Here is a 20245-nt window from a genome sequence, read left to right on the forward strand (position 1 = left end):
ATGTTCAGTTTCTTCAAGAAAAAACCGCCCTCCGAGGCGCCAGCCCCGGCGACCGAGCCCGAGGTTTTGCCAGTCAAGCCGGCCGCCGAGCCTGCGGCCACCAAATCGGTCTTTTCGCCCTCGACTTGGTTTGGGGGTCGGACGGCCCCTCCTGCAACGATCCCAAAGCCGGAAGCGGAGCCGTTGCCCGCGCCTGCGAAGTTGGAGGAACTGCAGGAGAAATCGGAGGCGTCCATCGTCGCCCCTGCTCCTTCTCCCGCTCCTGCGCCGACATTTGCGCTACCTCCCTCCCCTCCGCCCGTGCCGACGCCAGCGTCAATCGTGCTTGCACCGCCAGTCGAGCCCCCTGCACCTGAACGGACTGGATGGCTCGGCAAGCTCAAGAGCGGCCTGCGCAAGACGGGCAACACCATCACGGCGGCCTTCGTCAACGCCCAAATCGACGACGCCCTCTATGAGGAACTCGAAGAAGCGCTGCTCATGGCCGACACAGGCGTCAAAGCGACCGAGCATTTGCTGGACGATCTGCGACGCCGCGTCAAAAGCAATATGGCGACTGATGCCGGCCAGGTAAAGATCCTCTTGGCCGACGCGATCACGGATCTTCTGCGCCCGCTTGAAAAATCGCTCGTGATCGGCGAATACACCCCGACCGTGATCATGGTCGCCGGTGTGAACGGCGCCGGGAAAACCACATCCATCGGAAAGCTGACGAAGCATCTCGCCAATGAGGGCGCGTCAGTGCTGCTGGCCGCAGCCGACACCTTCCGAGCCGCAGCGCGAGAGCAGTTGCTCGTCTGGGCCGATCGAAATACGGTCGAGATCGTCAGCCAGGAGGGTGGGGATCCTGCGGCCGTCAGTTTCGATGCGGTTCAAGCAGGCAAGGCGCGCGGCAAGGATGTCGTGCTGGTCGACACGGCGGGGCGGCTGCCGACTCAAATCCACCTCATGGACGAGTTGAAGAAGATCAAGAGAGTGGTCAATCGCGCTGACGCAACCGCACCGCACGAGGTGCTTCTCGTTATCGACGGAAACACCGGTCAGAACGCACTCGCCCAGGTAAGAGCCTTCGACGAAGCACTCGGCTTGACCGGCTTGGTCGTCACCAAGCTCGACGGGACGGCAAAGGGCGGCGTGCTCTGCGCCATTGCCCGCGAAAGGCCGGTCCCGGTCTATTTCATCGGCGTCGGTGAAAAGCTGGAAGATCTGGAAACCTTCAACGCCCGGGAATTCGCCCAGGCGCTGCTTGGATAGAAGAGCGATAGGGAACCGGCTTTGCTCTTGGCGGTCATACACGCCTTGCGCAGTGTTGCGCAGCCTTGCAATGCCGCCTTGAACTGCCGCTTCCCGCCGCCATATTTAGCGTAAGCCGCCGCCCCTTTGCTTTGATTGACAAAGCACGGAGGGTTTTTGGTTGGCTTTTGGCTATCGACCCCATAGAGAGTAGGTGGGAACCCTGACCTTAGCACTCCGTCTAATCGAGTGCTAATATGGTCATCAACAAAGGAGTTTCCCGAATGACATCACTGTCTGGAGCCTCTGCCAACCAGCTTGCCGTCGCCAATCCCTGGTCGATGGTCCCCTCGCTGGGTAACCTGGACGCCTATATCTCGGCAGCCAACCGGCTGCCTTTGCTGACGCTCGAGGAAGAGCAGGGTTTTGCGCGCAAACTGCGCGATCACAACGACCTGGAAGCCGCCAGCGCGTTGATCCTGTCGCACCTGCGCCTCGTCATTTCGATTTCCCGTCAATACCTGGGCTACGGTCTGCCGCACGGAGATCTGATCCAGGAAGGAAATGTCGGCCTGATGAAGGCCGTGAAGCGCTTCGACCCGGACCAGGGCGTGCGGCTGGTCAGCTATGCCATGCACTGGATCAAGGCCGAGATTCACGAGTACATCCTGAAGAACTGGCGCATGGTCAAGGTCGCCACGACCAAGGCTCAGCGCAAGCTTTTCTTCAATCTGCGATCGATGAAACAGGGCTTTAAGGCAGATGCCGCCGCCTTGGACGGCGACACGCACCGTGACACCCTGAGCGCCGACGAGGTCACGCAAATGGCCACGCGCCTGAACGTGAAGCCGGAAGAAGTGCTGGAAATGGAAACGCGCCTCTCCGGCGGAGACGTGCTGCTGGACCCGAGCCCTTCCGACGACGGCGATGAAGGCTTCGGCCCCATTGCCTACCTGGCGGACGCAAGCCAGGAGCCGACTGCGCAGATCGAATCACGTCAACGTGATCGGTTGTCGACCGACGGTATTTCGACCGCACTGGCGTCGCTGGACGATCGCAGCCGCCGAATTGTCGAAGAGCGCTGGCTCAAGGTGAACGACGACGGATCGGGCGGCATGACGCTTCATGATCTCGCCGCGGTCTACGGCGTAAGCGCCGAACGCATTCGCCAGATCGAAGTGGCGGCCATGAAGAAGATGAAGAAGGCGCTCGCCGAATACGCGTAACGCGTGCTTCGCGTCTTTTGCCCTCCATGAACCCGGCCCGATGGCCGGGTTTTTTCGTTTTGGCGCGGTGCGGCTCAGGCACCCCCTTACAGCTTCCGCGGGGGCGCTGCTCAGGACTTGAGCAGTGCCTTGATGTCGTCCACCATCGCGGGAACGCCCGCGCCATAGCGCATGTAGAGTCTCAGGCGCCCCTGCGGGTCATAGACGAAGCTAGCGGCTGAGTGGTCCATCGAGTAGCTGGTCGGAGTCTTGCCGTCGACCTTCTTGTAGTAGACCTTGTAGTCTTTGGCGAGCGCCGGAAGCTGCTCTGGCGTGGGGATCAGCGCGACGAACGAAGGATCGAAAGCTCCCATGTACGCCTTCATGACTTCCGGCGTATCGCGTTCCGGATCGACCGTGACGAACAGAACCTGCAGCTTGTCGCCATCGCTTCCCAACTGCTGCTTCACCTGTGCCATTTCGCTCATGGTCGTCGGGCAGACGTCCGGACACTGGGCGTAGCCAAAGAACAGCACGACCACCTTACCCTTGAAATCCGCCATCGTTCTCGCACGTCCGCTCGCATCGGTCAGCGAAAAGTCCTTGGCGTAGTCGGCGCCGGTGATGTCAACCGCATTGAACGTCGGCTTTGCTTCAGTGCAGCCTGAGAGGTTGAGGCTCGCAATGGCGACAACACCGACCGTTGCAGTTGCCCGGGCGATTCTGCGGAGAGCCTGACGCTTGTTGATGGATGGAGTCATCGAAGATAGTGGTCGACGAGCAGCGCTGCAAACAGCACGCTCAGGTGAATCAGTGAAAAGCGAAAGGTCTTGCGCGCGAGCGCATCGGAATAATTTCGCCACAGCGCGAATGCATAGCCGGTGAATCCGATGCTGACGCCCAACGCAACGACCAGATAGAGCCATCCGCTCATGCCATAGATGAAGGGCATGAGGCAGGCGGCAAAGAGGATGAAGGTATAGAGCAACACGTGCAGCCGCGTGAACTCGTTTCCGTGCGTCACCGGCAGCATCGGCAAGCCGGCCTTGCGATAGTCCTCGACCCGATAGAGCGCCAGTGCCCAGAAATGCGGTGGCGTCCATAGGAAGATGATGAGGAAGAGGATCAACGCTTCGGGGCTTACTTCTCCCGTCATTGCGGCCCATCCCAATACCGGCGGCATGGCCCCTGAAGCGCCGCCGATCACGATGTTCTGGGGCGTCAGCGGCTTGAGGATGACCGTGTAGATGACCGCATAGCCAACGAACGTGGCGAATGTGAGCCACATCGTGAGCGGATTGACCGCGAACCACAGGAGCGCCGACCCTGCGCTGCACAGCACGGCCGAGAAGATCAATGCCTGTCGATCGCTCAGCTCTCCGCGAGCGGTAGGTCGCCACGCGGTTCGCTTCATCTTTGCGTCGATGCCCTTTTCGACCAGACAGTTGAATGCCGCCGCAGCCCCCGCGACCAGCCAGATGCCGATGCATGCGAGCGCGCCCTGCTGCACTTCGGCGAGACCCGGCACGCCCGGCACCGCGAGCACCATGCCGATCAGCGCGCAGAAGACGATCAACTGGACGACGCGCGGCTTGGTGAGGGCGTAGAACTGGCGCAGCACGCTCGCCGTCGTCGGCCCGTGCAGGGAAACTGGCGCACTCATGCGGCCTCCATTCGTTCGCGGCGCGCACCAGCACCGGCAGGCACCAGCGTTCGCTCGCGCCTGCTTTCGCAGAGGGTCCACGTCACGACGACCGCAAGCGCCGCGGCGCCGCCCGTGTGCAGGATGGCCGCGACGAGCGGCCAGCCGAGAAGCACGTTGCCCAGGCCGGTGGCGAGCTGGAGCAGCGCCAATCCTGCGAGCCAGCGGGCCTGCGGACGCAGCGGCTTCACCTGGTGCAATGACCAGCCAAGCACAGCCAGCGCGATGAAGACAAGGTAGGCCATCAGGCGATGCGCATAGTGGATCGCGGTCAACGCCGTGAAGTCGATCGGCACGCCATCAGCGGTCTCGCCAAGATGTCGCCACAGCTGAAAGCCTTGCGCAAAATTCATGGGCGGCCACCAGCTGTTCTGGCAAGTCGGAAACTGAGTGCAAGCCAAGACTGCATAGTTGGTGCTGACCCAACCGCCGAGCGCGATCTGCAGTGCGAGCAGCGCGGACGTGGCAATCAGCAGATTGCGCAAAATCGCAGGCAGAGGTGTAGGCAAGCGTTGCATGGCGTCTTGCTGATAGCGTACGGCCTGGATGCACAGCAGGGCCAGCAGGACAATCGCCCCCAGGAGGTGAAGCGTGACGATGGCGGGGAAGAGCCTCCAGGTGACGGTGAGCGCGCCGAACGCACCTTGCAGGCAAACCCACAGCAGCGTGGCCGCGGGCCACCAGGCGCTCAAAGGACGCCCACCGGCATGGCCGGGAAGGTGCTGACGGCGTCGCGCTACCAAAGTCGCCACTGCCAGCGCCAAGATGAGAGCGCCGACGCCGGTGGCGAGATAGCGATGAACCATTTCGACCCAAGCCTTGCTATGCGTGACCGGACCCGTGGGCTGCGCCGCCTGCGCCATTGCGATGTCGTGGCGCGCTCCGACCGGACTGGCGTTTCCATAGCAGCCCGGCCAATCGGGACAGCCAAGGCCAGAGTCCGTGAGACGCGTGAAGGCACCGAACAAAGTCAGATCGAAGGTCAGGAAAAGCGTGAGCACGGTCAGCGCGTGCAGCCGACGTGCGGGACCGGCACCGGCATTGCGGCGCCAGACCCAGATCAGCGGTCCGAGCGCGAGCAGCACGCCGACGGCCATCAACCAGGCGATGGGAGTGAGGTCGTAGAGGGAGGTTGGGTCCATGGCCGAATCAGCGCCCCGGCTCGTCCCAGGACGCGGAAGCGCGCAACAGCCTGTCGAGGTCTCGCTTGGCGCGGCTGGCGCCTGCGGTGTCCATGCGAGCAGGGAAACGCATCATCCAGTTGCCCATCGGATCGACGACGTAGAGGTGCTCGCCTACCGCATGGCTTGCGCTGGGAGCCAGCCACTGTTCAAGCTGGTCCGCAGGAACCCGGACAACCGTGGCGCCCCGCAGCGCGGCTTCAAGCCGCGCGGGGATCGGCGCCGCATCGCTGACGAGCCATACGCGGTCCAGGCGATCCTTTTCGCGGCCGAGACTCTCGCGAAGCTGCCGCTGCAAGTAGAGCTGCTGCTCGCAGACTGAATCGCAGGCAGCATTTGCGACGGCGACGAGCAACCATTGTCCCTTGAGCGCCGGAAGCTGAAACTTCGCACCGTCGGGTGAAGTACCCGCGATGTTCGGAACGGGGCGCTGCGGATCGACCAGCTCGCCATAGACACTCCGGCCTTCGGGCCGAATCACGTAATAGGTGAAGTAGGAGGCGACCACTGGCGCAGCGCAGCAGAGCAGCACGATGACCATCTTCCAACGCCCGAGCACGGTCCGGCGCGCTTCGGCACCTGCGAGTGCCTGGCGAGGCGACGGCATGGAATGCACGGTCAGGCCAAGGGGCTCGTCAGCGGCGGCCTGCAAGGCGTGCGCGGCGGCGGAGGGGGGCGATGAGTTGGAACCAGACATAGAGAATTACGACAAGAGCCGACAAGCCGAACCACTGGAACGCATAGCCGTAGTGCTTTTCGACACCGAGTGCGGGAGCCGGCCAATCGCGCTGCAGACCTTCGGATGGCTCACCGGTCTCCTGCAGCGAAATATCGGTCCGCAGGGGCAGTCCTGTCTCGGTCCGATACGCTTCAAGGTCGAGATTCTGCCGGATGGGCGAAGACCCCGCGGCAGTTGGCGTTGCAGCGGCCTGTTCGACCTTCCCAAGATCGAGCAAGCGCGCTGGCGGCGGAGCGATGCTTGCCGTCACGTCCACCAGGCCGGAAGGAGTGGCGACGGGCTCGAGATGGGCTCTTTCCGTGAAATTGCGTTGGATCCAGCCACGCTGGATCATCACGGTCTGGTTGGTTCCCTCGATCGCGAACGGCGTCAGCACATAAAAACCCGGCACGCCATGCATCTGGCGATTGTCCAGATACACGGTGTGGGGTGTCAGCCAGAGCCCCCGCAAGCGGACCGGCCTGTGGAGTGTGGACGCTGGGTTTTCGAGTGCAAGAAAGGCTTGCTGATCGAGCGGAGGAAGGTTCTTCTGCGCATCGATCTCGGCCTGGATGGCTTCCTTCTGCGCAGCGCGCGAGAGCTGCCAGCGACCCAGCGCCGCGGTACCCGCAATGGTGATCAGGGCGACCGCGGTGATCAGCCAGAAACGACCGCCACGGGAGCGCGGTCCCGTGGCCGAAAGATCTGTGTTCAAACCATGATGCGGCCTCTGCGGCCGATAATGTGGGTCATGAAATACTTTGTCGCCCTCGCCTTTGCGGGCATTCTGGCGAGCCTCGGATTTGCGCTCTTTTTCATGCTGAAGGACGGGCGCAATGGACGAGCCAAAAGTGGCGGCATGGCGCGCGCGCTGACCGTTCGGATTGCCCTCTCGGTCGTTTTGTTCCTTTGCATTCTGGTGGCGTGGAAACTCGGCTACATCCAGCCAGGGGGTCTTCCGGTCGGCAAGTAGCTGCTGATCGTTTCCCGAGAACCATGAAAAAAGCGCCTTGCGGCGCTTTTTTTCTTGTGCCGTCGTTCTTACTCAAAGCCAATAGACCGTGATGTACAGACCGAGCCACACGACGTCGACAAAGTGCCAATACCACGCCGCCCCCTCAAAGCCGAAGTGACGCTCCGGCGTGAAGTGCCCCGCACGAATGCGCAAGGTGATGAAGAGCAACATCAGCATACCGATGAACACGTGCAGGCCGTGGAAGCCTGTCAGCATGAAGAAGGTCGAGCCGTACGTGCCGGAACTCAGCTTCAGATTCAGCTCGGTATATAGGTGATGGTATTCGTAGCCCTGCACGAACAGGAATGTCAGGCCCAGCAACACGGTTAGCCACATGAACCGGACGGTCTGCGCACGATGGCCCGCACGCAGCGCGTGGTGGGCGATCGTGAGCGTCACACCCGAACTCAGGAGCAACGCCGTATTGATGGTCGGCAGCCAGAAGGGTCCAACCGTCTGGAAGGGCTCGACGATGTCGGCCGGTGAGCCGGTCGCGCCTGCGGCCATCGTCGGCCAGACGGCCTTGAAGTCGGGCCAAAGAAGTGCGTTGTCCAGGCTGCCGAGGGACGGCAGCGAATGAGTCCGAGCCCACCACAGCGCGGTGAAGAAGGCGCCGAAGAACATCACTTCCGAGAAGATGAACCAGCTCATGCTCCAGCGGAACGAGAGGTCGACCTTGTAGCCGTACTGGCCGCTCTCGCTTTCGCCGATCGCCGTGCGGAACCACACGAAGAGCGTGCCCAGCCAACCGATCATCCCAGCCAGCAGCGACCAGGCGCCCCATTGATGGCCATTGATCCACTGGGCCGCTCCCAAAATGACGAAGAGCAGGCCTGTCGCGGCCATCACCGGGTAGGCAGAAGGCCCGGGCACGAAGTAATAGGGCGTGTTGCCGTGCGTGGTTGAACTCATATCAGGTCTGGCTTTCTTCTCTCTCGGTTCAGATTCTGTAGGTCTTTTTCTTCAGGATGCGGCAACCCAGCGCACGAGCAGGATCAAGGCGCAGACAAAGAGCGCCACCGCAACGAGTGCAACTGCAATGATGTGCAGCGGGTTGAGTTTCGCGAGGTCATCCTGAAACCCGCTGTTCCTGCGCACGCCAAAGAACGACCAGGCAACCGCCCTGGCCGTTCGCAGCAGCGACCCTGACTTCTTTTGCTGTCCGACGGGCGCAGTCATGAGCGAGGCCCCACTGCCGCGTTGCTGGCCACGGGCGCTGCAGGCGTCTTCCCGCCGACCTCGAAGAATGTGTACGACAGCGTAATCGTCTTGACGTCCTTGGAAATCTTCGGGTCGATGACGAACGCCACGGGCCACTCCTTCTTCTCGCCCGGATCCAGCGTGTACTGGTTGAAACAGAAGCATTGGAGCTTATTGAAATACGGCGCTGCCTGCTGCGGGGCATAGCTCGGGATCGCCTGCGCGGACATCCGGCGGTCCTGCACGTTCTGGAACTCGTACATCACGGTGTGGAGTTCGCCCGGATGCACTTGCATCGAGTTCTGCGCGGGCTTGAAGTCCCACAGCCCGCGGACGTTCGTATCAAACTCCACGGTGATCGTGCGACTCATGTCCACCTGCGAGTTGTCAGGCAGGCGAACGCTCTTGCCACCCGACGCCCCGCCTGGAACCTCGAGTTCCGACAGCGCCAGGATATTGATGCCGGTCATTTCGCAAATAGCCCGGTAGACGGGTACCAGCGCATAGCCGAATCCGAACATGCCGGCCGCCACAATGGCCAGTTTGCCGACCATGCGGACGTTTTCGCGACGGATACGTTGACCGATGGCCATGGGTGCGCCTAATGCCCGATCCAGACCATGCGGATGATGAAGCCGATGAAGAACAGCAGCGCAATGGAGGCCAGCGTGAGCCCCATGCGACGATTGTTCCTCTTTTGTTCAGGTGTCATGGCGCGCGGCCCTTCAGCCGATGACCTTGGTAGCGGTTGCGTCCAGCTTGGGCGGAGTTTCGAAGGTGTGGAAAGGTGCGGGCGAAGGCACTTCCCATTCGAGCCCTTCGGCGGCTTCCCAAGGTTTCTGCCCGGCCTTCTCGCCCTTGCCGAGCATGGTGGGTAGCACGATGAAGAAGAAGAAGTAGACCTGGGCCAGTCCGAAGGCGAATGCGCCCACGCTGGCAACAGCGTTGAAGTCCGCAAACTGCATCGGGTAGTCGGCATAGCGACGCGGCATGCCGGCCAAGCCCAGAAAGTGCATCGGGAAGAAGGCCAGGTTGAACGAGATGAGCGACCACCAGAAGTGAATCTTGCCGCGCGTTTCGTTGTACATGACACCGGTCCACTTGGGCGACCAGTAGTAGAAGCCGGCGAACATCGCGTAAAGCGAACCTGCCACCAGAACGTAGTGGAAGTGGGCGACAACGTAGTAGGTGTCCTGCAACTGCGTGTCGATGGGCGCGACCGCGAGGATCAGCCCCGTGAACCCGCCCATGGTGAACACGAAGATGAAGCCGACGGCAAACAGCATCGGCGTCTCGAAGGTCATCGAGCCCTGCCACATGGTCGCAATCCAGTTGAAGATCTTCACGGCCGTGGGCACGGCGATCAGCATCGTCGCGTACATGAAGAACAGCTGGCCCGTGAGCGGCATGCCGGTCGTGAACATGTGGTGCGCCCACACGATGAACGACAGGATGGCAATCGAAGACGTGGCATACACCATCGAGGCATAGCCGAAGAGCCGCTTGCGCGCGAAGGCCGGAACGATCTGGCTGATGATGCCGAACGCCGGCAAGATCATGATGTAGACCTCGGGGTGGCCGAAGAACCAGAAGATGTGCTGGTACATCACCGGATCGCCGCCACCGGCGGGATTGAAGAAGCTGGTGCCGAAGTGCCGGTCGGTCAGCGTCATGGTGATCGCACCTGCGAGCACAGGCATCACCGCGATCAACAGGTAGGCAGTGATGAGCCAGGTCCAGCAGAACATCGGCATCTTCATCAGCGTCATGCCCGGGGCGCGCATGTTGAGGATGGTCACGATGATGTTGATCGAGCCCATGATCGACGAAGCACCCATGATGTGCATCGCGAAGATGCCTGCGTCCATCGAGGGGCCCATTTGCAGGGTCAGCGGCGCGTAGAGCGTCCAGCCGGCTGCGGGTGCGCCGCCAGGCATGAAGAACGAGCCGACCAGCATCAGCGCGGCCGGGATCAGGAGCCAAAAGCTGAAGTTGTTCATGCGCGCGAACGCCATGTCGGATGCGCCGATCTGCATCGGAATCATCCAGTTCGCGAAGCCCACGAACGCCGGCATGATCGCGCCGAACACCATGATCAGGCCGTGCATGGTCGTGAACTGGTTGAAGAGTTCGGGATTGACCAGTTGCAGGCCGGGCTGGAACAGCTCAGCGCGAATCATCAAGGCCAGCACGCCGCCGACCATCAGCATCGTGAAGGAGAACAGCAGGTACAGCGTTCCGATGTCTTTGTGATTGGTCGCGAAAACCCACCGCCGCCAGCCGGTCGGCGCGTGGTGGTGCTCGTCGTGGGAATGGTCGCCGTGGCCGTGGGCGTGGGGATCGAGGACTGCGCTCATCTTGATATTCCTTGCAAACTCGTCTTCGTGGAGCTCGCGGCTTACTTGCCGCGCTCGGCCAGCACTTCAGCCGGCTGCACCAGTTGGCCCGTCTTGTTCGACCAGGCATTCTTCGTGAAAGTCACCACGGCAGCGATGTCGGTGTCGCTAAGTTGTTTCCACGAGGGCATCGCCCCGTTGTTCTGACCATTGAGCACCACGTGAAGTTGCAGCTTGTGGTCCGAGTTGAGCACCGTCGCCGAGCCGTCAAGCGGCTTGACCGGGCCCGCGCCCTTGCCATTGGCCTGGTGGCAGGCGGCGCACGTGGCCGCGTAGACCTTCTCGCCACGCGCCAGCAATTCAGGCAGCGTCCAGACCTTGTTCGGATCGTCCTGCTTGGCAGCGGCTTCCTTGCGCTTGCCATCGACCCAGGCGGTGTAGTCGGCAGCCGCCATCACCTTGACGTGAATCGGCATGAAGGCGTGCTCCTTGCCGCACAGCTCCTGGCACTGCCCGTAGTAGTCACCCACCTTTTCCGCGCGGAACCAGGTGTCCCGGACGAAACCGGGGATTGCATCCTGCTTGATGCCGAATTGCGGAACCGCAAATGCGTGGATCACGTCGTTGGCGGTGGTGATGATGCGAATCTTCGTGTCGACGGGGACCACGAGCGGATTGTCGACCTTGAGAAGGTAATTGTCCGGAATGTCACCACGGGCGCCCGCGTCGGACATGGCGCGGTGGGAGGCGTCCAGCGTGGAGATGAACGAAAGGCCCTCGCCTTCGCCCTTGATGTAGTCGTAGCCCCACTTCCACTGGTAGCCGGTGACCTTGATGGTGAGGTCGGAGTTGGTCGTGTCCTTCTGTGCGACGAGCACCCGGGTGGCCGGCAGCGCCATCAGGATGACGATGACGAAGGGGACGATGGTCCAGATGACTTCGACCACCACGGACTCATGGAAGTTGGCGGCCTTGTGGCCGACGGACCTGCGATGCTTCCAGATCGAATAGAACATGACGGCGAACACCGCCACGAAGATTACGGTGCACAAGGCCAGCATCACCGTGTGCAGGAAATGCTGCTCCTGGGCGATCTTGGTGACGCCCACAGGGAGATTCAGTTGACGCACGGACGGTCCGCCGGGCAGGTCATTGACTGCATGCGCCGCGCCACTGAAAGCCGCGCCGGCCGCCAGCAGCAAATTCGCCGGCAAGATCTTGTTGCGCCAAATGCTCTTCATCGTGTTCACTTCTTCATTTTCCAGTTAACCCCACCGGTCCCCACGGTGAAACACTGCGAATGCCTGCTCAGGCACTTCGCAATGCCATGCGAATCTCACGCGCCAACGCTGCGCGCAACTCCGGGCGCACATACCGCCCCACCCTGACCGAACGACCCTGACCCGAGACCTCGATCAGCGAACGATCGCTGTCCTGAGGCTCGACCCGCACCTGGTGCGGCAAGAATTCCGTACGCTCGTAGTGCCCACCGTTCTCGAGTTCGACCACCAACCGGCCGCCCTGCAAGGCGATCTTTTCGCCGTCGGTCGCATGCCGCGCATACAGGACGAACGCGAAACCCACTGCGGCGAGTTCAAGCCAGGCGAACGGCAACACGAGCCGTGCGCCGTTCAGCCAGAAAACGGTTCCGATGCCAAGTGATACCACGCAGAGCGACGCGTAGAGCCAGCCAAGCTGGCTCGGCGTGACCGAGCAATTGCGCTTCAGGAACCAGTGGATGCTCTGGCCTGAAACAGTGGCAAAACGAAACACGGAATTCGACACGGGCGAGTTCAGCAAATCGGTGCGTCGATCTCTGTCGAACCCATATTCGACAGACCTCGATCACGGGACAATACCCGGGAGTTCACGCAGCGCCGGATTGTAGCGGTGAAGCAGCACCCTCTCATGCGCCTGGGCGACCGCGCTGAAGCATCGATCGCATCTCTCGAAGAGATACCGCGCTTTCGGCCGACAAGGCGACTCGCGGTGCGGGTTTGAATGCATGGCCGTAGATGATTTCGAAGGTCAGTGCGATGCGCCCTCCCCCGTCTGCTGCCGGCGCGAGTTCGGGCAGCGCACGGCCGAGCGCCTGGCGCCAGCCTCTGCCGCGCAATGCTGCAAATCGACTCGGGTGCAGGTTTCGCCCGAGGGTGCGCAACTCAGCCACGGCGGCATCGGCATCGGCCCACGTCAGGACGATCCGCTCCATGTCCATCACGGGTTCTGCGAAGCCGGCGCCGACGAGCATGTCGCCCCAATCGTGCATGTCGGTGAACTCATGGCTTGCGGGCGGCCATCCGAGCCGCTGGTAAAGCGCGCGCAGCTCCATCAAGGTGTCGGGTCCGAAGCAGGAGAACATCAGGAAGCCATCTGTCGCCACCCGACGATGCCATTCGCCGATCAGCGCGCCCGGGTCGGCCGCCATGTGCAGCGCCATGTTCGCCCACAGCAGGTCCACGCCCTCGTCGGGCGGCGCATCGAAGGTTGCTTGCGCCTCCTGCCAACGCCGTGCCGTCCACCAGGGCGCGGCGAGCACCTTCGCGGTCGGCGCCACGAGCGACGGCTCGGGCTCGACGACGTAGGCGGTGGCGTTTCGGTAGCGGCGGGCGACCAATGCGTGCGCCTCAAGGCCCCCGCGAAGCGGCGACCAATCGGCCCAGTGGCGCGGCTGCGCCTTGATCCACTGAAGCCGGTCTTCCATGCGCCGTCCTATTTCCTCGTGCAGCCAAGGAGAAGCGGCGGCTTGCGCGAGGCGGCTCCAGCGGCCAGCCGCCGTGGCATCGATGGTCGGCGGTCGCTGGGGAGAGTCGGGAGGCATGAGCCGCTCAGTATATTGAGGGATGTTCAAAAGCTGGTCCGAAAGGACTTTTTCATCCATTGCGGCTCGCGTGCCGAGCCAGTGCTTCGTGTGTCGCACGTGGCCCGCCCGGCCGGTGTGCGATGCGTGCGTGGCTCGCTTTGCGCCACCCGTGCCGCGATGCGTCACCTGCGCCTTGGCTGTCCCGGCGGGTATCGACCGGTGCGGCGGCTGTCTGCGCGACCCACCTCCGCTCGATGCCTGCCTTGCAGCCTGCGCGTATGTGTGGCCCTGGCCGGAGTGCATTGCTGAATTCAAGTTTCGCGGCGACGCCGGACTGGCCGCACCGCTGGCAACATTGCTCCGAAGTGCACCCTGGGTCGAGCGGGCGATCGAAAACGCCGACCTGCTGTTGCCGATGCCGTTGGCGCCGGCCCGTCTGCGCGAAAGAGGCTTCAATCAGGCCCATGAACTCGCACGCCGGCTGGCGCCGCGAAAGACCGATGCCGGCGTACTCCTGCGAACCCGCGAAACGAGCGCCCAAAGCGGCTTGACCCGAGTCGAGCGCCTGAGCAACCTGCGCGGCGCATTTGCCTTGGAGCCGCTCAAGCCAACGGCTGTTCGGAACCGTCGCGTGGTGCTGGTCGACGACGTCATGACCACCGGCGCTTCGCTCTTCGCCGCAGCGCAGGTGCTGCGGCTGGGCGGCGCGGCGCACATCACCGCCATCGTGCTCGCGCGCACCGAGGCAACGCCCTGAACACGCCCCTCGCGACAATTGCCCCATGTTTCACATCGTTCTCGTCGAACCCGAAATCCCGCCCAACACCGGCAACGTCATCCGCTTGGCGGCCAACACCGGCTGCACCTTGCATCTGGTGGAGCCTCTGGGTTTTTCGATGGACGACAAACTCCTGCGCCGGGCCGGCCTCGACTATCACGAATACGCCGAAGTCCGCCGGCACCCCACGTGGCAGGCGCTGCTCGAAACCGAGCGCCCCCCATCGGATCGAATGTTCGCCCTCACCACCCGCGGAACCCGCCAGGTCCACGACGTAGCCTTCCACCCCGGCGACTGGCTGATCTTCGGCTCAGAAACCCGAGGCCTGGCCCCCGAACTGCGCGAACAATTCCCCGAACCCCAACGCCTGCGCCTCCCCATGCGAGAAGGCCAGCGCAGCCTCAATCTCTCCAACGCCGTCGCAGTCACAGTCTTCGAAGCCTGGCGCCAAAACGGATTTGCATAAAAAGAGCGCCGCACCCCGCTCCCCTCCCAGAACCACCGCGGAACCGGCTCCGCCGGGCCGCTGGTGGTGCCCCCGGTAGAGGGAAGGCGAAGCGACACGAAGTGCGCGCAGCCTGGGGGCGAGCTACTTATACCGTCGGACCACAGACTCAGCCACGCAGGCCGGCTTCGGAGAGCCCTCCAGTTCGATGGTGGTCTCCCAAGTCATCTGCAGCCCATCATTGGCGATCGGCTCCGAAGTCAAGAGCTTCATACGACCACGGACGCGCCCGCCCACCGGCACCGGCGACATGAATCGAACCCGGTTCAATCCGTAATTGACGCCCATGCGCGACTCGACCACGCTGAAGGAAGTCTCATAGATGCGGGGGAGCAAGGACAGCGTGAGGAACCCATGTGCAATGGGCGCGCCGAACGGCCCGGCTTTGGCCCGCTCGACATCCACGTGAATCCACTGGTGATCCCCCGTGGCCTCCGCAAACAGGTTGACCTGCTCTTGCGTGATGGTGATCCAGTCGCTCACGGCGACTTCCTGGCCGACGCATGCGGCGAGATCCTCGAGAGTCTGGAATGTCTGTTTCATGCGGATCACTGTAGCGGTCTGGTTCGGTTGCGGGTGTCGACGCTGCGACATGCATGTTCAGGGAAAACCACGAGCGATGCCTCAAGCGTCCAGCCAGCGGCAGATCGGCGCCCATTGCTCCAGGTCACGCTGCACGCGCCCCGGCGCGATGTCGAACAGCGTCAGCCCGCGCGCGGCAAGTTGCACATAGTTCTGGGTATCCCTCAATTCGCCGAGGACCGGCACTTCAAGACCGGCAACGAATTCGCGCAGGCGATCGGCCGCCAGGGTTCGCGCGTCGACCCGCATGCCGACCAGCGCGACCTGCGTTTTGTCGACCCGGCGATGCGACAGCAGACGGTCCAGGAAATCGCGCGTCGCGTAGATGTCGAAGATGCTCGGCTGCAGCGGCACCAGCACCTTGTCGGCCAAGGCGACGACGTCCTTGAAGCGCGAGCCGTGCAGCCCGGCGGGGGTGTCGATGACGGCATGCGTGGTTCCGCGCGGCGGGCGAACGACGTCGCCGTCCGCTGTCGCGTCCCAAGTCCTGATCCCGCGCGCCACGGGCGGGCGCAGGCCGAGCCACAGTTTGGAGGACTGCTGGCGATCGATGTCGCCCAGCATCACCGGATGGCCACCGCTGGCAAAGTAGCCCGCGACGTTGGTTGCGAGCGTGGATTTGCCGACCCCGCCCTTGGGATTGGCGACCAGGACCACCGGCATCTGAGGCTCCTCGAGGCTGAAGACAGGCGCCATGGTAGCCGCCCGCGGAGTGCGCTATGTTCGCGGCATGCCGACAACAACAAGCACGGAAAGCACGCCCCATATCTACGTGATCGCCGCGCATCCGCGCTGGCGCGATTCCCGGGTCAATCTCCAGTTGCTGAAGGCAGCGCGAGAGATACCCGGCATCGACGTCAACGATCTCTACAACAGCTATCCCGACTACTCCATCGACGTGAAGACCGAGCAGGCGCGCCTGGCCCGCGCCGACGTACTCGTGTTGCTGCACCCTATTCAGTGGTATTCGATGCCGGCGCTCCAGAAGCTCTGGATCGATGAAGTGTTCAGCTATGGCTGGGCCTACGGCAAGGGCGGCAGCAAGCTGGAAGGAAAGGACTTCTGGCTGGTCGCGACCACCGGCGGCCCTGAAGAGAGCTATCACCCGCAAAGCTACAACCGCTATTTCTTCGACGCCTTCCTGCCACCCTACGAGCAGACCGCAGCACTGTGCGGCATGCGCTTCCTGCCGCCGCTGGTGTTTCATGGAGCCCGCAGCGCGCCACCATCCGAGATTGCCGCACACGTGGAAGTCTTCAGTGAAAGACTTCGAACCTATCCGAACTGGCCGGAGATGGACGACATTGCCGCCTGCCCGAGTTGCGTCGTGCCGGAAATCGACCGCCCCCTGAGCCAGGAAGAGGCTTGACGATGGCACACATCCCTGTCTGGCTCATCAATTCACTGATCTACCTCGGCGCCGCGGTGCTGGTGGTGCCACTGTCGAAGGCACTCGGGCTGGGTTCGATCATTGGCTATCTCGCCGCCGGCATTGCCATCGGACCGTGGGGACTGGGGCTGGTGACCAATGTCGAGGACATCCTGCATTTCGCGGAGTTCGGCGTGGTGCTCATGCTTTTCCTCGTTGGCCTTGAACTGGAGCCGAAGCGGCTCTGGAGTCTGCGCGGACCCATCTTCGGCTGGGGCTCGGCACAGGTGCTGGGCTGCGCCGCCGTGCTCTTCCTGGTCGGCTTCCTCGCGGGCGCAAACTGGCGCGTCGCGCTGGTGGCAGCGCTGGGGCTGGCGCTGTCGTCCACGGCGATCGCGCTGCAAGTGTTCGGCGAGCGCAACCTGCTCCTGACGCCGAGCGGGCAGGCCGGCTTCTCGATCCTGCTTTTCCAGGACGTGGCTGCCATTCCGATCCTTGCGCTGCTTCCGCTTCTGGCCGTCGGTCCTGACGCCAGCGACGGCATTTCGGGATTTGAGCGGGCACTGCAGGGGCTGAAGATCATCGGCGTGATCGCCGGCATCGTGATTGGCGGGCGTCTCGCCCTCCGGCCTTTGTTGAGGTGGATCGCACGCAGCAAGACTCCCGAGATCTTCACCGCCGCCTCGCTGCTGCTGGTGGTCGCAATCGCGGCGCTGATGCAATTCATCGGCCTCTCGATGGCGCTCGGTGCTTTCCTGGCCGGCGTGCTGCTCGCCGAAAGCGAATACCGGCGCGAACTGGAAACCGACATCGAACCGTTCAAGGGCCTCCTGCTGGGCCTCTTCTTCATTGCGGTGGGCATGAGCATCGACTTCGGCGTGTTGCTCAGTCACCCCGCGCTCATGGCGGCAGTCGTGATCGGCTTCATGCTGCTGAAGTTCGGCGTGATCTATGGGCTAGCGAAGTTGATGCACGTGCCGCATCAGCAGCGGCCGGTGTTCACGCTGCTGCTTGCGCAGGGCGGCGAATTCGCTTTCGTGGTGTTTCAGGCCGCTGGCCCCGATGTGCTGCCGCGCGGAGTCGCATCGTTCCTGATCGGTGCAGTGGCGCTTTCTATGTTGATCTCGCCCCTGCTGCTGGTGGCGATCGACAAATGGGTGATGCCGCGCTACAGCACCCAAGCGCCGACGACCATGGAGGAGATTTCAGAGCAACAGGACGCCAAGGTGATCATTTGCGGCTTCGGTCGCTATGGGCAGATCGTTGGGCGCATGCTGAGCGCACAGGGCTTGAAGATTACCGTGCTCGACCATGATCCGGACACGATCGAAAGCTTGCGTGAATTCGGCTTTCGTGTCTTTTATGGCGATGCAACGCGGCTCGACCTGCTGCGCACCGCAGGCGCGGGCACGGCGAAGGTGGTAGTGGTGGCGGTCGACGACATGGAGCAGTCGCTGAAAATCGTCGATCTCGTCCGGCAGAATTTCCCGAACGCCAGGATCGTTGCGCGCGCGCGCAATGTGGCGCACGTTTATCAACTGCTCGACCGCAAGATCGAGCACGTCGAACGGGAACTCTTCGAGTCTTCGCTACGGAGCGCCCGCTCGGTGCTCGAAGGCCTCGGCTGGCCCGCGCACGAGGCGCGCGAAACGGCGATGCATTTCAGGCTTCGCAATATCCAGCTCATGCACGAGGTCTATCCGCACTACAAGGACCGCGCCAAGCTGATCGCCGCCCAAAAGGAAGGGCGCCATCAATTCGAAGAGCAGATCGCACGTGAGCGCGAAGAGCACCGCCAACGCACCGCCCATCTTGACTGGGACAAGAACGAGCAGGAGCAGACCTCGTAGCCCGCCTTACTTCGCGAGCTTGAGCAAGCGAACCGCGTTGTCCTTCAGGATGCCGGGCACCACCTCGGGCTTGAACCCCGCATCCTCGAAATCCTTGAGCCAGCGGTCGGGCGTGATGAGCGGATAGTCGCTCGCAAACAGCACGCGATCCTTGAGCAGCGTGTTGGCGTACTGCACGAGCTGCTTGGGAAAGTACTTCGGGCTCCAGCCCGAGAGATCGATCCAGACGTTGGGCTTGTGCGTTGCAACGCTGAGCGCCTCGTCTTGCCATGGGAAGCTCGGATGCGCCATGACGATCTGCATGTCGGGGAAGTCGATGGCGACGTCGTCCAGGTGCATCGGATTGCTGTACTCGAGCCGCAGGCCGCCACCGCAGCGCATGCCCGAGCCGATGCCGCTGTGCCCCGTATGAAAGACCGCCGGCAGCGCGTACTCATTGATCACTTCGTAGATCGGCCAGGCCATCTTGTCGTACGGGTGGAAACCCTGCACCGTCGGATGGAACTTGAAGCCCTTGACGCCGTGCTCCTCGATCAATCGCCGCGCTTCGCGTGCGCCCATCTTTCCTTTGTGCGGATCGATGCTGGCAAACGCAATCATGATGTCGGAGTTCTTCTGGGCCGCTTCGGCGATCTCCTCGTTGGGAATGCGGCGCCGACCCATGTTCGACTCGGCATCGACCATGAACATCACCAAGCCGATCTTGCGCTCGCGGTAGTAGTCGATGCTCTCCTGGATGGTCGGGCGGCGGCTCGACCTGAAATATTTGTCCGCGGCGCGATCGTATTCCTCGCCGTAGTTATCAAAGGGATTCCAGCAACTCACTTCGGCATGCGTATGCGTGTCGATCGCGATGAGGTTCTGATAGTCCATGGCAGTGTCTCCAAGGGTTGGGGGCTTAGGGTAAGTCCTCATGCCGCACACCTTCATGCGGCTTGAATTGATTATTTTCTATAACCATAATCGATCGCACTCCGGAATGCAATCATGATCCACACCGACCTCCAGCTCGACATCCAGGACAACATCGCCATCGTGCGCCTCACCCGCGCCAGCAAACGCAACGCGCTGTCCGACGCATTGATCCTCGCCCTGCGCAACACCTTCGAAAAGCTGCCCAGTTCCGTGCGCGCAGCCGTGATCGACGGCGAAGGGCCGCACTTCTGCGCCGGGCTCGACCTGTCGGAACTCCAGGAGCGCGACGCCGGCCAGGGCCTCGTGCATTCGCGCATGTGGCATGCGGCGCTCGAACTCGTGCAGCACGGCCCTGTGCCCGTGATCGCGGCGCTCCACGGCGCCGTGGTTGGCGGCGGACTCGAACTCGCCAGTGCCTGCCACATCCGCGTTGCCGATGCGACCACCTTTTACGCGCTGCCCGAAGGCTCTCGCGGCATCTTCGTCGGCGGAGGAGGTTCGGTGCGCATTCCCAAGCTGATCGGCACCGCCCGCATGACCGACATGATGATGACGGGCCGCGTCTACAACGCCGAAGAGGGCGAGCGCGCCGGCTTCGCTCAATACCTCGTCCCCGAAGGCACCGCCCTGGACAAGGCGGTCGAACTCGCCAGGCGCGTGGCTTCGAATGCACCGCTGACCAACTACGCGCTGATGCACGCGCTGCCGCGAATCTCCGAGCAACCCGCGGACCACGGATTCTTCACCGAAGCGCTGATGGCAGGCATCGCGCAAAGCGCGCCAGAGGCCAAGGAGCGGGTGCGCGCCTTCCTCGAAGGCAAGGCCGGCAAAGTGCAGAAAAACTGAGGTCATC

General features: G+C 62.7%; 24 protein-coding genes. 8 read left to right on the plus strand and 16 right to left on the minus strand.

What is annotated here, in order from left to right; translation table 11 throughout:
- Together ftsY and rpoH are read left to right on the plus strand one after the other, a co-directional pair.
- Nucleotides 1–1254, plus strand: coding sequence for a signal recognition particle-docking protein FtsY (gene ftsY, locus AC1DEK_RS08315; protein WP_478124756.1), 1254 nt, complete (start codon nt 1–3; stop codon nt 1252–1254).
- Between the two features lie 263 nt (nt 1255–1517).
- Nucleotides 1518–2459, plus strand: a complete 942-nt coding sequence (gene rpoH, locus AC1DEK_RS08320) for an RNA polymerase sigma factor RpoH (protein WP_478124757.1) — start codon at nt 1518–1520, stop codon at nt 2457–2459.
- Between the two features lie 110 nt (nt 2460–2569).
- Here the strand turns inward: rpoH and AC1DEK_RS08325 are convergent, their stop codons facing one another.
- From AC1DEK_RS08325 to AC1DEK_RS08345, 5 genes are read right to left on the minus strand one after another with little or no spacing between them, the layout of a single operon-like run.
- Nucleotides 2570–3199 carry an SCO family protein gene (locus AC1DEK_RS08325; RefSeq protein ID WP_478124758.1) on the minus strand — a complete coding sequence of 210 codons (630 nt, stop codon included), beginning with the start codon at nt 3197–3199 and terminating at the stop codon, nt 2570–2572.
- Nucleotides 3196–4101: a heme o synthase gene (cyoE, locus tag AC1DEK_RS08330; RefSeq protein ID WP_478124759.1), complete on the minus strand. Its 906-nt coding sequence runs from the start codon at nt 4099–4101 to the stop codon at nt 3196–3198. The genes AC1DEK_RS08325 and cyoE overlap by 4 nt, the downstream gene beginning before the upstream one ends.
- Nucleotides 4098–5282, minus strand: coding sequence for a COX15/CtaA family protein (locus tag AC1DEK_RS08335; RefSeq protein WP_478124760.1), 1185 nt, complete (start codon nt 5280–5282; stop codon nt 4098–4100). Before AC1DEK_RS08335 ends, cyoE begins: the two co-directional genes overlap by 4 nt.
- A gap of 7 nt (nt 5283–5289) precedes the next feature.
- On the minus strand, nt 5290–6018 hold the full coding sequence (locus tag AC1DEK_RS08340) for an SCO family protein (RefSeq protein ID WP_478124761.1): 729 nt from the start codon (nt 6016–6018) through the stop codon (nt 5290–5292).
- On the minus strand, nt 5957–6754 hold the full coding sequence (locus AC1DEK_RS08345) for an SURF1 family protein (RefSeq protein ID WP_478124762.1): 798 nt from the start codon (nt 6752–6754) through the stop codon (nt 5957–5959). The genes AC1DEK_RS08340 and AC1DEK_RS08345 overlap by 62 nt, the downstream gene beginning before the upstream one ends.
- 36 nt (nt 6755–6790) lie before the next feature.
- On the opposite strand from AC1DEK_RS08345, the gene AC1DEK_RS08350 reads away from it, so the two are divergent.
- Complete coding sequence (locus AC1DEK_RS08350; protein ID WP_478124763.1) at nt 6791–7012, plus strand: twin transmembrane helix small protein; 222 nt, start codon at nt 6791–6793, stop codon at nt 7010–7012.
- A 72-nt stretch (nt 7013–7084) separates the two neighbouring features.
- On the opposite strand, the gene AC1DEK_RS08355 is transcribed toward AC1DEK_RS08350, so the two are convergent.
- The 8 genes from AC1DEK_RS08355 to AC1DEK_RS08390 form a co-directional block, all read right to left on the minus strand.
- A complete protein-coding gene (locus AC1DEK_RS08355; protein ID WP_478124764.1) occupies nt 7085–7966 on the minus strand; it encodes a cytochrome c oxidase subunit 3 in 882 nt (293 codons plus the stop codon).
- A 51-nt stretch (nt 7967–8017) separates the two neighbouring features.
- Complete coding sequence (locus AC1DEK_RS08360; protein WP_478124765.1) at nt 8018–8233, minus strand: DUF2970 domain-containing protein; 216 nt, start codon at nt 8231–8233, stop codon at nt 8018–8020.
- A complete protein-coding gene (locus AC1DEK_RS08365) occupies nt 8230–8847 on the minus strand; it encodes a cytochrome c oxidase assembly protein (protein ID WP_478124766.1) in 618 nt (205 codons plus the stop codon). The genes AC1DEK_RS08360 and AC1DEK_RS08365 overlap by 4 nt, the downstream gene beginning before the upstream one ends.
- An 8-nt stretch (nt 8848–8855) precedes the next feature.
- The gene (locus AC1DEK_RS08370) at nt 8856–8966 is read right to left on the minus strand and encodes a cytochrome oxidase small assembly protein (RefSeq protein ID WP_478124767.1); all 111 of its coding nucleotides are present in this window, start codon (nt 8964–8966) and stop codon (nt 8856–8858) included.
- A 13-nt stretch (nt 8967–8979) separates the two neighbouring features.
- Nucleotides 8980–10611 carry a cytochrome c oxidase subunit I gene (ctaD, locus tag AC1DEK_RS08375; protein WP_478124768.1) on the minus strand — a complete coding sequence of 544 codons (1632 nt, stop codon included), beginning with the start codon at nt 10609–10611 and terminating at the stop codon, nt 8980–8982.
- Between the two features lie 41 nt (nt 10612–10652).
- Nucleotides 10653–11831, minus strand: a complete 1179-nt coding sequence (gene coxB, locus AC1DEK_RS08380; protein WP_478124769.1) for a cytochrome c oxidase subunit II — start codon at nt 11829–11831, stop codon at nt 10653–10655.
- Between the two features lie 67 nt (nt 11832–11898).
- Complete coding sequence (locus tag AC1DEK_RS08385) at nt 11899–12375, minus strand: DUF2244 domain-containing protein (RefSeq protein WP_286567805.1); 477 nt, start codon at nt 12373–12375, stop codon at nt 11899–11901.
- 121 nt (nt 12376–12496) lie between these two features.
- A complete protein-coding gene (locus AC1DEK_RS08390) occupies nt 12497–13411 on the minus strand; it encodes a biotin synthase (RefSeq protein WP_478124770.1) in 915 nt (304 codons plus the stop codon).
- 22 nt (nt 13412–13433) lie between these two features.
- On the opposite strand from AC1DEK_RS08390, the gene AC1DEK_RS08395 reads away from it, so the two are divergent.
- The gene (locus AC1DEK_RS08395) at nt 13434–14150 is read left to right on the plus strand and encodes a ComF family protein (RefSeq protein WP_478124771.1); all 717 of its coding nucleotides are present in this window, start codon (nt 13434–13436) and stop codon (nt 14148–14150) included.
- A gap of 25 nt (nt 14151–14175) precedes the next feature.
- The gene (trmL, locus tag AC1DEK_RS08400; protein WP_478124772.1) at nt 14176–14637 is read left to right on the plus strand and encodes a tRNA (uridine(34)/cytosine(34)/5-carboxymethylaminomethyluridine(34)-2'-O)-methyltransferase TrmL; all 462 of its coding nucleotides are present in this window, start codon (nt 14176–14178) and stop codon (nt 14635–14637) included.
- Between the two features lie 123 nt (nt 14638–14760).
- On the opposite strand, the gene AC1DEK_RS08405 is transcribed toward trmL, so the two are convergent.
- Entirely contained in the window at nt 14761–15219 is a 459-nt protein-coding gene (locus AC1DEK_RS08405; protein WP_478124773.1) for a MaoC family dehydratase, read from the minus strand.
- An 81-nt stretch (nt 15220–15300) separates the two neighbouring features.
- Nucleotides 15301–15921 carry a nucleotide-binding protein gene (locus tag AC1DEK_RS08410; protein WP_478125271.1) on the minus strand — a complete coding sequence of 207 codons (621 nt, stop codon included), beginning with the start codon at nt 15919–15921 and terminating at the stop codon, nt 15301–15303.
- 67 nt (nt 15922–15988) lie between these two features.
- Between AC1DEK_RS08410 and kefF the strand changes: the two genes are divergently transcribed.
- Together kefF and kefC are read left to right on the plus strand one after the other, a co-directional pair.
- Complete coding sequence (kefF, locus tag AC1DEK_RS08415) at nt 15989–16627, plus strand: glutathione-regulated potassium-efflux system oxidoreductase KefF (protein ID WP_478125272.1); 639 nt, start codon at nt 15989–15991, stop codon at nt 16625–16627.
- Nucleotides 16628–16629: 2 nt separating this feature from the next.
- The gene (kefC, locus tag AC1DEK_RS08420) at nt 16630–18477 is read left to right on the plus strand and encodes a glutathione-regulated potassium-efflux system protein KefC (protein ID WP_478124774.1); all 1848 of its coding nucleotides are present in this window, start codon (nt 16630–16632) and stop codon (nt 18475–18477) included.
- 6 nt (nt 18478–18483) lie between these two features.
- Here the strand turns inward: kefC and AC1DEK_RS08425 are convergent, their stop codons facing one another.
- Nucleotides 18484–19350: an amidohydrolase family protein gene (locus tag AC1DEK_RS08425; protein WP_478097890.1), complete on the minus strand. Its 867-nt coding sequence runs from the start codon at nt 19348–19350 to the stop codon at nt 18484–18486.
- Between the two features lie 114 nt (nt 19351–19464).
- On the opposite strand from AC1DEK_RS08425, the gene AC1DEK_RS08430 reads away from it, so the two are divergent.
- Nucleotides 19465–20238, plus strand: a complete 774-nt coding sequence (locus tag AC1DEK_RS08430; RefSeq protein ID WP_478124775.1) for a crotonase/enoyl-CoA hydratase family protein — start codon at nt 19465–19467, stop codon at nt 20236–20238.
- Nucleotides 20239–20245: the final 7 nt, after the last annotated feature.

This window comes from Variovorax sp. 10N420, assembly GCF_056394705.1.

Coding starts and splice junctions, on each gene's coding strand:
- ftsY (WP_478124756.1), top strand. CDS start 1: ATGTTCAGTTTCTTCAAGAAAAAACCGCCCTCCGAGGCGCCAGCCCCG.
- AC1DEK_RS08365 (WP_478124766.1), bottom strand. CDS start 8,847: ATGGCCATCGGTCAACGTATCCGTCGCGAAAACGTCCGCATGGTCGGC.
- AC1DEK_RS08360 (WP_478124765.1), bottom strand. CDS start 8,233: ATGACTGCGCCCGTCGGACAGCAAAAGAAGTCAGGGTCGCTGCTGCGA.
- trmL (WP_478124772.1), top strand. CDS start 14,176: ATGTTTCACATCGTTCTCGTCGAACCCGAAATCCCGCCCAACACCGGC.
- AC1DEK_RS08325 (WP_478124758.1), bottom strand. CDS start 3,199: ATGACTCCATCCATCAACAAGCGTCAGGCTCTCCGCAGAATCGCCCGG.
- AC1DEK_RS08350 (WP_478124763.1), top strand. CDS start 6,791: ATGAAATACTTTGTCGCCCTCGCCTTTGCGGGCATTCTGGCGAGCCTC.
- coxB (WP_478124769.1), bottom strand. CDS start 11,831: ATGAAGAGCATTTGGCGCAACAAGATCTTGCCGGCGAATTTGCTGCTG.
- cyoE (WP_478124759.1), bottom strand. CDS start 4,101: ATGAGTGCGCCAGTTTCCCTGCACGGGCCGACGACGGCGAGCGTGCTG.
- kefC (WP_478124774.1), top strand. CDS start 16,630: ATGGCACACATCCCTGTCTGGCTCATCAATTCACTGATCTACCTCGGC.
- AC1DEK_RS08410 (WP_478125271.1), bottom strand. CDS start 15,921: ATGCCGGTGGTCCTGGTCGCCAATCCCAAGGGCGGGGTCGGCAAATCC.
- AC1DEK_RS08430 (WP_478124775.1), top strand. CDS start 19,465: ATGATCCACACCGACCTCCAGCTCGACATCCAGGACAACATCGCCATC.
- AC1DEK_RS08425 (WP_478097890.1), bottom strand. CDS start 19,350: ATGGACTATCAGAACCTCATCGCGATCGACACGCATACGCATGCCGAA.
- ctaD (WP_478124768.1), bottom strand. CDS start 10,611: ATGAGCGCAGTCCTCGATCCCCACGCCCACGGCCACGGCGACCATTCC.
- AC1DEK_RS08405 (WP_478124773.1), bottom strand. CDS start 15,219: ATGAAACAGACATTCCAGACTCTCGAGGATCTCGCCGCATGCGTCGGC.
- AC1DEK_RS08340 (WP_478124761.1), bottom strand. CDS start 6,018: ATGTCTGGTTCCAACTCATCGCCCCCCTCCGCCGCCGCGCACGCCTTG.
- AC1DEK_RS08370 (WP_478124767.1), bottom strand. CDS start 8,966: ATGACACCTGAACAAAAGAGGAACAATCGTCGCATGGGGCTCACGCTG.
- kefF (WP_478125272.1), top strand. CDS start 15,989: ATGCCGACAACAACAAGCACGGAAAGCACGCCCCATATCTACGTGATC.
- AC1DEK_RS08335 (WP_478124760.1), bottom strand. CDS start 5,282: ATGGACCCAACCTCCCTCTACGACCTCACTCCCATCGCCTGGTTGATG.
- AC1DEK_RS08395 (WP_478124771.1), top strand. CDS start 13,434: ATGTTCAAAAGCTGGTCCGAAAGGACTTTTTCATCCATTGCGGCTCGC.
- AC1DEK_RS08355 (WP_478124764.1), bottom strand. CDS start 7,966: ATGAGTTCAACCACGCACGGCAACACGCCCTATTACTTCGTGCCCGGG.
- rpoH (WP_478124757.1), top strand. CDS start 1,518: ATGACATCACTGTCTGGAGCCTCTGCCAACCAGCTTGCCGTCGCCAAT.
- AC1DEK_RS08390 (WP_478124770.1), bottom strand. CDS start 13,411: ATGCCTCCCGACTCTCCCCAGCGACCGCCGACCATCGATGCCACGGCG.